The 12,866-nt window shown below is 46.7% G+C and carries 12 protein-coding genes and 1 tRNA gene; 8 read left to right on the forward strand and 5 right to left on the reverse strand.

Going from position 1 to position 12,866, the window contains the following annotated elements:
* Positions 1–8 precede the first annotated feature (8 nt).
* From C5684_RS01150 to mfd, 8 genes are read left to right on the forward strand one after another with little or no spacing between them, the layout of a single operon-like run.
* Entirely contained in the window at positions 9–350 is a 342-nt protein-coding gene (locus tag C5684_RS01150; protein WP_006016525.1) for a DUF6394 family protein, read from the forward strand.
* Positions 351–2,777, forward strand: a complete 2,427-nt coding sequence (leuS, locus tag C5684_RS01155) for a leucine--tRNA ligase (protein ID WP_104639158.1) — start codon at positions 351–353, stop codon at positions 2,775–2,777.
* 3 nt (positions 2,778–2,780) lie between these two features.
* The gene (gene lptE / locus C5684_RS01160) at positions 2,781–3,284 is read left to right on the forward strand and encodes an LPS assembly lipoprotein LptE (protein WP_104639159.1); all 504 of its coding nucleotides are present in this window, start codon (positions 2,781–2,783) and stop codon (positions 3,282–3,284) included.
* A complete protein-coding gene (locus C5684_RS01165; RefSeq protein WP_104639160.1) occupies positions 3,281–4,444 on the forward strand; it encodes a Mur ligase family protein in 1,164 nt (387 codons plus the stop codon). Before lptE ends, C5684_RS01165 begins: the two co-directional genes overlap by 4 nt.
* Positions 4,437–5,366, forward strand: coding sequence for a M23 family metallopeptidase (locus tag C5684_RS01170; protein WP_104639161.1), 930 nt, complete (start codon positions 4,437–4,439; stop codon positions 5,364–5,366). Before C5684_RS01165 ends, C5684_RS01170 begins: the two co-directional genes overlap by 8 nt.
* The gene (locus C5684_RS01175; protein ID WP_104639162.1) at positions 5,353–6,285 is read left to right on the forward strand and encodes a M23 family metallopeptidase; all 933 of its coding nucleotides are present in this window, start codon (positions 5,353–5,355) and stop codon (positions 6,283–6,285) included. The genes C5684_RS01170 and C5684_RS01175 overlap by 14 nt, the downstream gene beginning before the upstream one ends.
* Positions 6,210–6,641 carry a bactofilin family protein gene (locus C5684_RS01180; RefSeq protein ID WP_104639163.1) on the forward strand — a complete coding sequence of 144 codons (432 nt, stop codon included), beginning with the start codon at positions 6,210–6,212 and terminating at the stop codon, positions 6,639–6,641. The genes C5684_RS01175 and C5684_RS01180 overlap by 76 nt, the downstream gene beginning before the upstream one ends.
* Positions 6,628–9,612 (forward strand): transcription-repair coupling factor, encoded by a 2,985-nt coding sequence (mfd, locus tag C5684_RS01185; protein ID WP_199764457.1) that lies wholly within the window; start codon positions 6,628–6,630, stop codon positions 9,610–9,612. Before C5684_RS01180 ends, mfd begins: the two co-directional genes overlap by 14 nt.
* A gap of 28 nt (positions 9,613–9,640) precedes the next feature.
* On the opposite strand, the gene C5684_RS01190 is transcribed toward mfd, so the two are convergent.
* From C5684_RS01190 to C5684_RS01210, 5 genes are all read right to left on the reverse strand, one after another.
* Positions 9,641–10,231: an outer membrane beta-barrel protein gene (locus tag C5684_RS01190; RefSeq protein ID WP_104639164.1), complete on the reverse strand. Its 591-nt coding sequence runs from the start codon at positions 10,229–10,231 to the stop codon at positions 9,641–9,643.
* A gap of 164 nt (positions 10,232–10,395) precedes the next feature.
* Positions 10,396–10,470 (reverse strand) — tRNA-Asn (locus C5684_RS01195).
* Positions 10,471–10,509: 39 nt separating this feature from the next.
* Entirely contained in the window at positions 10,510–11,517 is a 1,008-nt protein-coding gene (locus tag C5684_RS01200) for an A/G-specific adenine glycosylase (RefSeq protein WP_104639165.1), read from the reverse strand.
* Complete coding sequence (locus C5684_RS01205) at positions 11,514–12,335, reverse strand: glycosyltransferase family 25 protein (RefSeq protein ID WP_104639166.1); 822 nt, start codon at positions 12,333–12,335, stop codon at positions 11,514–11,516. The genes C5684_RS01200 and C5684_RS01205 overlap by 4 nt, the downstream gene beginning before the upstream one ends.
* Before the next feature lie 12 nt (positions 12,336–12,347).
* On the reverse strand, positions 12,348–12,866 hold a 519-nt coding region (locus tag C5684_RS01210; protein ID WP_199764458.1), incomplete at its 5' end, for a glycosyltransferase family 25 protein.

The following is a 12,866-nucleotide window of genomic DNA, read 5'->3' on the forward strand; positions in this document are numbered from 1 at the left end:
GGATTGGCATGGATTGGGGTCGGGTGATCTTCACGATCTTTAGTTTGTTAAGCACCACTTCTTTAGCAGGTTTTTTATACGAACCTAATATTGTGATCTTATTTACAGCCATGGCTATTAATCTCATCGCCACCACGCTTAAAATTGGCGTGCAAAAACAATTTGCCTCTGAGCTGATGGGGGGTTCTTTGGTGGCGCTCTTGCACCTCTTGCCTGCCTTTGTGTTTTTACAGATACTCAATAATATCATCTTTGCCTATGTGCTGGTGATTGGCGCGCTGATTAGCAATGTCTTTTGCTTGATCCTGCTCATCATTGATAGCACCAAAAATACCGATACGGAATACTAAATGAAACACTATGACCCTAAAGAAATTGAAAAAAAATGGCAAGAAGTGTGGGCGCAAACAAAAGCCTTTGAACCCAGCAAGGATTTTAGCCAGCCCAAAAAATACATTCTAAGCATGTTGCCCTACCCTAGCGGGGAGGTGCATATGGGGCATGTGCGCAATTACGCCATCGGGGATGCTTTGGCGCGCTATTACCGCCAAATGGGCTATAATGTCTTGCACCCGATGGGCTTTGATGCCTTTGGCATGCCCGCTGAAAATGCCGCCATCAAGCACAAAGTCCATCCCAAGAGCTGGACCTATGACAATATGCTGAAAATGCAAGAGGAATTTTTAGCCCTTGGCTTTTCTTTTTCTAAAGAGAGGGAATTTGCCACCTGCGATCCGCATTACACCAAAATTGAGCAAGAATTTTTCTTGCAGATGTATCAAAAGGGGCTGATTTACCAAAAAAAGGCGTGGCTGAATTGGTGCCCCAATGATAAAACGGTCTTGGCTAACGAACAAGTGGTCGATGGGAAATGTTGGCGTTGTGATTGTGTGGTCGAGCAAAAAGAAATGCCCCAATACTACCTCAAAATCACCCAGTATGCTGAGGAGCTCTTAGAGGGCTTGGAGGTGTTAAAAGGGCATTGGCCCCCCCAAGTGTTGCGCATGCAAGAAAATTGGATTGGCAAATCTGCAGGCATGGCTTTTAGTTTTGAGCTCACCTCTCAGAGCGCGCAACTTACCGGCGCAAAAGGTATTGAGGTTTTCACCACCCGCATAGACACCATTTTTGGGGTGACCTTCATCGCCCTAGCCCCCACCCACCCCCTTGTTAAAACCCTCTTAGAACAAAATGCCCTTGAGCCTGCCACCCAACAAGAGATTTTAGACATCCAAAACACCAACATGCGCACCCGATCGCTTGAAAAACGGGGCGTAAGCCTGCCCTTAGAGGCAATCCATCCGCTCACCAAAGAGTTAATCCCAATCTATGTGGCTAACTTTGTATTAGAGGGCTATGGGAGCGGGGCGTTAATGGGCGTGCCCGGATGCGATCCTAGAGATTATGAATTTGCTAAACTCTTAAATATCCCCATCAAAGCCATTATTGCTAACCAAGAAGTCCCCTGCATAGAGGGCATTTTGCAAGATTGCCAAGAATACAGCGGTCTGAGCACCACGCAAGCCAAAGAAAAATTAAGTGCCTTGTTTGAGGAACGCAACTTAGGGCATTTGGTGATCAATTACCGCTTACAAGATTGGGGCATTTCACGCCAACGCTACTGGGGTGCGCTCATCCCTATAGTGCATTGCCCTAATTGTGGGCTGGTGTGTGAAAAGGTGCAAAATCTCCCCATTTTGCTCCCTGAAGATGTGTGCATTGATGGGGAGGGCAACCCTTTAGAAAAACACCCAACCTTTAAGCATTGTCTATGCCCTGAGTGCGGGCAGGAAGCCGTGCGCGAATGCGACACCATGGATACCTTTTTCCAATCCAGTTGGTATTTTTTGCGTTACACCACGCCCAAAGAACTTTGGGACAAACAAGCCTTTGACACCCCAGAACTGGCCTATTGGATGGCGGTTGATGAATACATCGGCGGGATCGAGCATGCGATTTTGCACCTGCTCTATGCGCGCTTTTTTACTAAAGCCTTGAGGGATTTGGGCTATCTTCAGATTAATGAGCCCTTCAGTGCGCTAACAACGCAAGGCATGGTGCTCAAAAATGGGGCGAAAATGAGCAAATCTAAGGGCAATATCGTAACCCCTAGAGAGATTTTAGAAAAATACGGGGCAGACATTGCACGGCTGTATATCCATTTTGTCGCCCCGCCCAATAAAGAATTAGAGTGGAATGACAAAGCCCTAGAGGGGGCAGCGCGTTTTATCAAACGCTTTTATGAAAAATCTTTTCTAGCCCAGCCTAGCCCAAAATGCCCCACCCCACAAAATCTAAACGAGGCAGAGAAACAAGCCCGCCAAAAAATCCATGTGGCTTTGCAAAAATGCCATGCCATCTTTGGAAAAGATCAGCCCCATTACCCCTTTAACACTTTGATTGCTGCGTGCATGGAAGCCCTCAATGCCCTAGAAAAAACAGAACGCCCCGATTTATGGAGCGAGGGCTACTACATTCTAACCCACATCTTAGAGCCCATCATCCCCCATGTGTGTTCTGAAATTGCCCAACGCCTTTTTGAGCGGCGCAACTTTAAGCCCTTGAGCGTGGACTCAAGCGCATTAGAACAAGAACAAATCAGCATGGCAGTGAGCGTGAATGGCAAAAGGCGTGCTGAAATTGTGGTGGCTAAGGACTTGGACAACGCCACGCTTTTACAAGAGGCTAGAGTCAGCGTGCAAAAATGGCTCGAATCCAAAGAGATTGTCAAAGAATTTGTCGTGCCCCAAAAGTTAGTGAATTTTGTGGTGAAGTGATCTTTGCGGGTCTTACTTGTTTTATGGCTCTTGGGTTTGGGTGGCTGTGGTTATAAACCCATTGCCAGCTTTGCGGATAAAGTCTTGGGTAAGGGGGTTTATGTGCGCTTGGTGGTGAATATGCCCAACCCCAAAAACTCGGTGGAATTTAAAGACTTAATCAATCGTGTTGTGGTCCAACGCTTCCAAAACACCCTCACTAGCGAAAAACAAGCTGATTCGATCATCACCATTGAGATGAATAAGGTCCTAGACACTTCCATTAGCCAAAACCAAGAGGGTTTCACCACCTTTTACCGCGTAACCACCTATGTTACCTACACTTACGATAATAAAATGGGCACGAACAAGAGTTTTGAGTTCAGCGGGTATTATAACTATGCGGTCTCTTTGCAAAACCCCCTCATCACCTATAATAACCGCTTATATGCAATCGGTCAAGCCCTAGATCAAACCATGACCCAATTTGTTTCCCAAATCGCCTATGAGGGCAAGGTGAATAAATGACGCTAAATGAATTTTTAAACACCCGCGCGCATGAATTAGCCCGCTTTGATCCGATGCGTTTTGGGCGTATTTATACGCAATTTAGCCTGCATTTTAAAGATTGTGTCCCTAAAATCCAAATCATTGGCACCAATGGCAAGGGCAGCACGGGGCGGTTTTTAACGCTGGGCTTAGAGCAAGCAGGCTTAAAGGTCTTGCATTTTAGCTCGCCCCATCTGTGTGATTTTGCCGAGCGTTTTTACAAACAAGGGGCGGTGATTACAGCCCGTGAGCTAGAAAATGCCCACCAGTTTTTACAAAGCTTGCCCCTAGAGCCTGAAATTAGCTATTTTGAATACGCCACCTTGCTCGCGGTGATCTTAGCTAGGGATTGTGATTATTTGGTGCTGGAGGCAGGTTTGGGAGGGGAGTTTGATAGCACCACGCGTTTAGATAAGCGTTGCGCCCTTATCTTCACACCCATAAGCATCGATCACACCGACAGACTGGGCACCACCCTTCAAGCCATTGCCACCACCAAGCTAAAAGCGATGCAAAGCCTAGAGCCCCACACCCCGATCATTTGCGCCCCTCAAGAGGATTTGGTACTCCAACTAGCTAAGGAAATGAGCAAGCAAGCCAGCTTGCCCCTAAGCCTAGTCCCCCCGCCCTCCAAGCCAGTTTGGCATTATGCCCACAAACACCACTACCCGCCCTTTTTAGCCCAAAATCTCCAAAGTGCCCTGAGTGCCTTAGAAGTTTTGGGGATCGCCTATAGCCTTGATTCTTTGCCTCCTTTAAACTTAGGGGGGCGTTTTGAACGCATAGCACCTAATTTAATTGCCGATAGTGCCCACAATGCCAGCGGTGCGCAGGTCTTAGCCCAAGCCCTCCAAGGAGCCAAAGCCAACTTGATCTATAATAGCTATGCACGAAAAGATGTGCGGGGCGTGCTTGCTTGTTTAAAACCCTTGATAAACCATGTGTTTATTTTTCCAATAGATGATCCTCAAATCATCCCCCAAGAGGACTTAGAGTGTATTTTAAAAGACTTAAAAGTAACTTTTAGTATCTTTAGCTGGGAGGCTTTTAGACCTAAGCCCGATACGCTTTGGGTGGTAACGGGTTCTTTTAGCGTGGTGGGGGGATTTATCCAAACTTATAGGCGCATGCATGCATGACAAATTAGTTTTAACCATCATTGATGAGAATGGCTCTAAACAGCTCAGACTCTCTAAAAAAATCAAACGGCATTTATTCTTGGGGGCGTTGTTGGTGGTGGCGGGCATGGTGGCTGGGGGCTGGTTTTTAAGCTATTTGGTGCAAAAGATCGGGCATTTGAATTTAGAAAAGCACATCGTGGAATCAGATTACCAAAGCCTCTACCACAAAAATAACAGCCTCAAAAAAGAAATCGCCCAAAAAACCCAAGAAATCGCCATCATCACCCACCGGATTAGGGAATTAAAAAAAATCTTAGAGGTCAAAAAGAGTGATGGAGCCGATGCTTATAGCGGGGTGGATTTAAACAAACTCTCTTTAGCCAACAAAACCCTAGCCCTAGCCCTGATTCCCAATGGTGAGCCCTTAAAATCCTACACTTCCAAAGCCCCCACAGCCAAAAAGAAAAGCGGGAATTATGAAGGCTATGATTTTAGCGTCCCCCTTAATACCCCCGTTTATGCCACCGCTAGCGGGATTGTGGATGTGATCTTTTTAAACCGGCATGCTGGTTATGGGAATGTGGTGCGTTTGGATCACGCCTTTGGGTTTAGCTCCATTTATGCGCATTTGAGCCAAATTGTGGTTAAAAGGCACGCCTTCGTGCAAAAGGGCGAGTTGCTGGGCTATAGCGGGAATAGCGGAGGGTTAAAGCGCGCCCAATTACACTATGAAATCCGCTTTTTGGGGCAAATTGTGGATATGCCCCGGTATTTGAATTGGGATTTGGCGCACTTTGAATCTATCTTCAAGGGGGATTCGCAAGTGGATTGGAAGAATCTCTTTTATAGTATCAGCGACATGGCACAAATACAGGGCTACCAAAATGCCGACCAGCTCACGCAAAAATCTAAGGAGGGGGCTTCAAATGTGGCTCAATAGACGGCTTATTTTGATGATCACCCACCCGGATGGGAGCAAATTTATCAATGTGCCCATTATCTATAAACAATTAGCTTATTATTTTCTCTTATTCATTTTGGGCGTGTTGATTTTTTTAGGCAGTGCGCTCTACACCTTCAACCACGAAATCAAAGCCACCAAAGATCAGACCAAAGCCCTTAAAGCCGAATACCAAAAGAGCACCCAAACCAATTCACGCTTACACCAAAAGGCACAGGGCTATATTGAAGAGATGATGTTAGCGGGCAATCACATCAATGATTTAGAAGATTTGGTGGGGATTGAGAGTGTGGAGGATCAAGAGGAAGATGCCCCCTTAAGCGCGCGTTTAGATGTCGCCAGCATCACGGGTGCGCAAAAAACCTTTATCATGCGTTTTATCCCCAATGACTCCCCACTGGTTTCGTATGTGCGTGTCTCCGATGGGTTTTACAAACGCTTCCACCCGATTTTACACACCATGCACCAGCATACCGGCGTGGATTTAAGCACGCCCATGGGGACCCCCGTTTATGCCACGGCTAATGGGGTGGTGGGGCTGGCTAATAGCGGGTGGAATGGGGGGTATGGGCGGCTTGTCAAACTCTTCCACCCCTTTGGATTTAAGACTTATTATGCCCACTTGAGTAAAATTGTGGTTGAAAATGGGGAATTTGTGAAAAAAGGGCAACTCATCGGTTATAGTGGGAGCAGTGGCATGAGCACTGGACCCCACTTGCACTACGAGGTGCGTTTTATGGATAAGCCCATTAATCCCATGTTTTTTATCAAATGGAACATGAAGAATTTTGACTTCATTTTCACGCAAGAAAGGAATATCGCATGGCAATCTTTACTAACGATCATAAACAACCTGCTAATGGATCGGTTACCATCATCGCCCAAGGCACCAAAATAAAGGGAGAGGTCAATATTGATTGCCATCTGCATGTCGATGGCACACTAGAGGGCACGATTCACTCTTCTAGCACGGTGGTGATTGGCAAAAATGGCGTTGTGGTGGGCGACTTGGTGGCAACGCGTTTGGTGGTGAGCGGGAAGTTTATGGGGAACGCCCAAGCCGATTTGATTGAGATCATGCCCTTTGGGTATGTGGATGGCAAGATTATGAGTGCAGAGTTAGTGATTGAGCGCAAGGGCGTTTTATCAGGGGAGAGCCGCCCTAAGGGCGATATGTCCTCTAATTTATTGCAAGATAAGAGCCAAGAGACCCCCATTTTAGCCCCTAAAGACAAAGCCAATGATCCAAGCTAGTTTTTATGCCGCCCTCCAAGCCTTTTGCAGCCAAATTTTAATCGTGCAAGATAGCCTAGAGGCTAGGGAGGTGTTGCAGGTGTGGCGTTTTTTCCGCCCACATTCCCTAGCCTTTGTCTTACCCGATTTGCGTGTGCGCTATTTAGATGACATGCGTGCCTTTAGCACGGAACTTCAAGAACTTTTAGCACAATTACGCTTGTTCTACCAAGCTAAAGAGCGCGGGCAAGATTGTTTATTGATTGCCCCTTTAAGTGCGTTGCTACACCCCCTGCCCCAATCTTGCTTGCTCCAAAGCTTTAGCCTAGAGTGTTTAGAGAGCTATGATCTAAGCACCCTCAAAGAGGATTTAAGCCGCTATGGTTATGAGTTTGTGGAGGTGGTGGAGTTGCCCGGGGAGGCTAGCTTTAGAGGCGACATTGTGGATATTTTTATCCCCGGGCAAGAGTTGCCCCATCGTTTGGGCTTTTTAGGCAATGCTTGCGAGGACATTAAACGATTTGATCCACGCACCCAACTTAGCCAGCCTGAGATCATTGAGCGTATAGAGATCGCCCCAGCACTTTTTAGCCTCACCAAGCAACAGATGCTACAAATGCAAGCACGCCTAGAGGCATTAAAAAGTGATGCCTTGATCCCAGATATTGCCTCTTTGGGCTTTTGGGTGCTGGGTGATTTGGGGGTGGATTTTTTGAATACTTATAGTGCCACTCTCACGCCCAAAGCCCTAGAGGAGGCACAAGAACTCTCCAGCCTAGAGTCTTTAAAGAGTTTGGAGCGTGCCTTAAAATTGCCCGTGTTGGCCACGCCCCCTAAATGCCAAAATCTGCAAGTCTCTTTAGACCAGCTCCATGACTTTTTAGAACTCAACCAACACCGCAAAATCACCTTGCTAGCCAAAGATCAAAGCCTGATCCCCCCTTTGCCCAAAATAGCCCTTGATGTGGTCATTTCAGATTGTGTCTTGCATTTTGCCACCCCCACACAGATTTTTTTATCCTTGCATGGCTATACCAAGCAACGAGCGCGTGGGCGTTCCAAATTGATCCTAGATGAACTGGTTTTAGGCGATTATGTCGTGCATGCAGATTATGGCGTGGGTAAGTTTCAGGGCTTGGTGCAAAATAGCGTTCTAGGGAGTGTGCGCGACTTTTTAGCCCTAGAATATGGCAATCACGATCGCCTCTTGCTCCCGGTGGAAAATTTGCACCTCTTAGATCGCTATATTGCCCCGGGTAGCCCAACTTTGGATCGCCTAGGTAAGGGCAGTTTTGCCAAACTCAAAGCCAAACTCAAGGCAAAATTACTAGACATGGCAACAGATATTATTAATCTAGCAGCCACGCGTAATTTGATCGCTGGGCAGGTCATCACGCCCTCACCGCACGCCCTAGAGCGTTTCAAGCATGCCAGTGGGTTTGCCCTCACTAGCGATCAAGAACGCAGTATCGCCGAGATTTTGCAAGATTTGGCTAGTGGGAAGGTGATGGATCGGCTCTTAAGCGGGGATGTGGGCTTTGGCAAGACAGAGGTTGCTATGCACGCCATTTATGCGCTTTTTTTAGCCGGTAAGCAAAGCGCATTTTTTGTGCCCACCACGCTTTTAGCCAACCAACATTTTAACACCCTCAAAACCCGCTTAGAACCCTTTGGTGTGCGTGTAGCTAGGCTGGATCGTTCCAGCAAGCCCACAGAAAAAAAGCACATCTTAGAGGGCTTAAAGCAGGGTAGCTTAGATGTGGTGGTTGGCACGCATGCCCTCTTGGGGGCAGAGTTTGCTAACTTGGGGCTGGTGGTGGTGGATGAAGAACATAAATTTGGGGTCAAGCAAAAGGAGGCTATCAAACTCTTAGCTAAAAGCGTGCATTGTTTGAGCATGTCAGCCACCCCTATTCCTAGAACACTTAGCATGGCACTCGCCCACATCAAGGGCATGAGTTTCTTAGCCACCCCGCCCAGCTATAAAGTCCCTAGCCGCACCTTTGTGAAAGAAAAAACCCCCAGTTTGCTCAAAGAGATAATTTTAAGGGAGCGCAGGCGGGGCGGGCAGGTCTTTTATATCCACAACCACATTGAGAGCATGCCCCAAGCTAAAAAAACTCTTACTGATCTCTTGCCCCATTTGCAGATTGAAACCCTGCATGCCAAAACCCCCTTACAACAGAGTCAAGATATTATGCAAGCCTTTGAGCAAGGGCAATTAGATATTTTAATCTGCACTTCGATCGTGGAATCGGGCTTGCACCTCCCCAATGCCAATACGATCATCATCGATCGCGCCGATCGCTTTGGTCTGGCTGATTTGCACCAGCTTAGGGGGCGTATAGGCAGGAGCCACAAAGAGGGCTTTTGTTATTGCTTGGTGGAAAATAAAGAGGATTTAAGCCCAGATGCCCTCAAACGCCTAGTGGCGCTTGAAAAAAATAGCGATTTGGGGGCGGGTGCCAGTCTGGCTTTGCATGATTTAGAAATTCGGGGGAGTGGGAATTTTCTAGGGCAAGATCAGAGCGGGCATATCCAAAATATCGGGTATGGTCTGTATAGCAAAATGCTCGAACAAGCCATTAGAGAAAAGAGCGGGGAGAGGGTGGAATTAAAAAATGTGGATTTGAAATTAGCGGTGAGTGGGTATTTGAGCGCGGATTTGATTGAAAATGATAGTTTGCGTTTGGAGCTTTACCGCCGTCTGTCCTTGTGTAGCGACTTATCCAGTGTGCGGGCTATCCAAGAGGAGATCGTGGATCGTTTTGGTCCGCTTGATTCCATGAGCGCGCAATTTTTGCAGATTATCCGTGTTAAAATTTTGGCTAACTTGTTAGGCATTAGCAAAATCTCCCAATACGCCCAACGCACAACCATTTTTGAGGGCAACCAACAATACACGATTCTAGCCCCCAGTAAAGACGACTCGGAAGTGTTGCAAAGCCTACTAGAAAATCTGCAAGAACGCTTAAAAAAACTCCCCGCTTAAACCCCCTCCCTAGAAGCTCTAGGTTAGCCTAGAAAGTGAAGACATAATTGACATACCACACATAACGGCGTATGTCTTTGATTTGGGGTGTGAGCCTTTGGGGGATCATGGGGAACTTGATGCCTGCTTGGAGAGCGGAGTGCGTGCCCATGCGGATACGACCACCCACATTAAAGAGGAATTGGAATGCCGTGTGCGAGAAGGTGTTAAAATTCCAAGTGTTGCCGGCTAACTGGATACCGCCCACTAGACCAAAGGCAAAGGGATTAGTGGCGATCACATTCACGATCGCATCGGCCGCACCACCATAGGTATAAACATTCCACTTGTCGCGAGCATTGGACCCCATGATGTGGCTATTGTTCCAATCAAAGAACCCATAGACCTGCCCGCCAAACCATTTATTAGCAAAGCCCACGCCCCCTAGTTGGATATCCATACCATAGACGGAGGTCCCCTTAGTCAAAGCCGTGTGGTAAGCACCGCTTCCGATCTTACCTTGTTGGTAACCAAGCCCCATAAAAAAGCCATTTTTTTCATCTGCTTGTGCAAACGAAGCTAGACCAAATGCCATCAAACTAGAGAGAGCCAAGCCCCCCACTTTTTTACTTAAAGCCATAAAAACTCCTTCTTTTTAAAATTAGGACACAGCAGGGTAAGCTAATAGTGTTCCAACTCATCTGCTTATCCACACTGCATGCCCTTATATCGGCAAAACTAACACAGAAAGGTAAATCAGCAAGAAAAAACGCTCAAACTAAGGGGACAAAAGGGAATCTAAAATGGCTCCAGATGTAGGATTCGAACCTACGACCAAGCGGTTAACAGCCGCCTACTCTACCGCTGAGCTAATCTGGATCAACAAAGACCAATTATATAATGATTTTAATAAACTTGTCAAGTCCTTAGGATGATATTGCTCTTTTTTTGGCAAAGTTGCCAGATTTTAGCGGTCATGGAGCTTATTGGGATTTGATTGAGCTGGCTTAAGGGCATCTTTTTAAGATCGCTAGGGGCTAAATCGTGTAAGCTGGCTTGGTAAAGTTTGATTTGTAGGCGGTATTTGGTGTAGCTATGTTTAATGCTCCCTATGAAGGGCAGGGTTACTAAGTCTTGTTCTTTTAATAGCGGGAATTGGTAAAGCCCAGCATACAAGCCCTTTGGGGGCAAGCACAGATACAACCCCCCTTGATCCACACACACCCCATAATGTTGGGTGAGGGCGATACTGGGGGTTTTTTTTGGCACGCTAAAGCGTTCTATATCATTTTGAGCTTGACAAGCAAAATGCAGGGGGCAAAGGTGGCACTGGGGATTTTTGGGCGTGCAGATGAGCGCGCCTAAGTCAATGAGGGCTTGGTTGTGATCAAAGGGGTTAGCCACATTGACAAAGGCAGTTGCTCGCTCTTGCAAGTCCTTATTAAGCGTTTTGCTCGCAATATCCATGCCAAAAAGGCGTAAAAGCACACGGGATACATTGGCATCCACCACGCCCACCGCCTGCCTAAAGCCAAAGCATAAAATCGCGCCCGCACTATAAGCCCCAATGCCCGGCAAGGCACACAGGGCTTTATAATCTTGGGGCAAAAGCCCGCCATGTTGGTCCATACAAATTTGGGCAGCCTTGTGTAAATTCTTAGCCCGAGCGTAGTAACCAAGCCCTTTCCACAAGATCAAAACTTGTTCTAAGGGGGCTTGGGCTAAGTCTTTGAGCGTGGGGAAGGCTTGTAAAAAAGGGTAGTAAAACTTATCCAGCACCACATTAATTTGGGTCTGGGCGGACATGATCTCAGAGATATAAATCTCATAGGGCGCATTTTCCCCGCTCAAATGGCGGATAGGCATATCTATACGCCCATGCAGGGGATACCATTTTAAAAGCGCATCTTGGAGGGCTGGGATCATGGGTGTTGGTGGAGGCGGGTATAAATTCTAAGGTAGAGTCTATTGAGTTTGACACATAGGCGCAATAAAAAAGGGGGGGTGCGATCCCCACATCTAGTGATCGTGGAGTGTTGTGCACTCTCATGTTCGCTAATGATTGGGGGCTCAAGCACCAGATTTTTAACCCCATGCAGATAATAATTATCCATCACCCAATCCACGGGCATGACCCATTTTTGGCTCGCTTTAATGAACTTGTGCGCTATTTTGGGCGTGAGGCAGTAGCCTTGCGTGCCAATTCCATCTGTTAAATGGGGGATTTTAGCGACTTTGGGGGTTGTGGTGGGGATTTTTAGGGGCTCACATAAATGCATCAAACGCACATAGCCCAACTGCTCCATGTGTTTTTGCAAAAAATCCAAACTCTCAAAAAAGTGCGATTCTAAATCAATATCATCTTCTAAGATCACGATGGGCTCATGAAGTTGGATACATTTTTGCCACAATAAATAATGACTCGCATAGCAACCCAATTCCCCCCCACTCATGGCCTTACCACCATATTTAAGGCTATACCAGCATGCGTTAAGTAAGGACACAAGCTCCCCCCCCCCCAACAACTTTCCCGCCAAGTTCAAATTGGTATGCACAAAGTAGGGGTGAACATGTTTTTGCACTAAGGGGTGCAAGCCCTTAGAAGTTTTGGCATAGATCGCATCAAAAACTTCTACAGGGTGTTTAGGATTTTGCAAACTCTCTAACAAAGACTCAATGTTGCGTTCTTTGAGGCTATGTTTTAAACAAGTCTGTTTGGAGAGGTGGATTACAAAAATGTGCATGGTTTCCTCGTGTTAAGATGCCCGCATGGTGGCATACACCCAAAAATAGAGTTCAAAGCGAAAGTGGGCTATTTTACTACACAGCTGCACGAGGGGGGAGACCTTTTGGGTGGAGGGCGGTCTATCAATGCTAGATTGCATGGCTTGCTCATTTTCACCAATAATGAAGGGCTCAAATACTAGGTTTCTAACCCCATGCAAGGCGTGGTTGTCCATCACCCAATCCACGGGCATCACCCATTTTTGGCTCGCTTTAATGAACTTGCGCGCCACTTTAGGCGTGAGGCAATAACCCATCGCCCCAATGCCTAGCGTGAATTGGACGACTTCAAATATGCGGGGAAATTTTGTAGGTCTCTTGCAAATTTTGTGGTGCGTGTTATGCGACAAGCGTATATAGCCTATTTTATCTATATGTTTTTGCAAAAAGTCCAATCTCTCAAAAAAGTGAGGTTTTAAATGAACATCATCTTCTAAGATCGCAATGGGCTCATGAAGTTGGATACATTTTTGCCACAATAAATAATGACT

The sequence above is a fragment of the Helicobacter bizzozeronii genome (genome assembly GCF_900196775.1).
Lineage (GTDB): Bacteria > Campylobacterota > Campylobacteria > Campylobacterales > Helicobacteraceae > Helicobacter > Helicobacter bizzozeronii.

Bases quoted from the DNA above. Each gene is read 5' to 3' on its own strand.
- C5684_RS01150 (WP_006016525.1), top strand. From the start codon at position 9: ATGGATTGGGGTCGGGTGATCTTCACGATCTTTAGTTTGTTAAGCACC.
- leuS (WP_104639158.1), top strand. From the start codon at position 351: ATGAAACACTATGACCCTAAAGAAATTGAAAAAAAATGGCAAGAAGTG.
- C5684_RS01165 (WP_104639160.1), top strand. From the start codon at position 3,281: ATGACGCTAAATGAATTTTTAAACACCCGCGCGCATGAATTAGCCCGC.
- C5684_RS01170 (WP_104639161.1), top strand. From the start codon at position 4,437: ATGCATGACAAATTAGTTTTAACCATCATTGATGAGAATGGCTCTAAA.
- C5684_RS01175 (WP_104639162.1), top strand. From the start codon at position 5,353: ATGTGGCTCAATAGACGGCTTATTTTGATGATCACCCACCCGGATGGG.
- C5684_RS01180 (WP_104639163.1), top strand. From the start codon at position 6,210: ATGGCAATCTTTACTAACGATCATAAACAACCTGCTAATGGATCGGTT.
- mfd (WP_199764457.1), top strand. From the start codon at position 6,628: ATGATCCAAGCTAGTTTTTATGCCGCCCTCCAAGCCTTTTGCAGCCAA.
- C5684_RS01190 (WP_104639164.1), bottom strand. From the start codon at position 10,231: ATGGCTTTAAGTAAAAAAGTGGGGGGCTTGGCTCTCTCTAGTTTGATG.
- C5684_RS01200 (WP_104639165.1), bottom strand. From the start codon at position 11,517: ATGATCCCAGCCCTCCAAGATGCGCTTTTAAAATGGTATCCCCTGCAT.
- C5684_RS01205 (WP_104639166.1), bottom strand. From the start codon at position 12,335: ATGCACATTTTTGTAATCCACCTCTCCAAACAGACTTGTTTAAAACAT.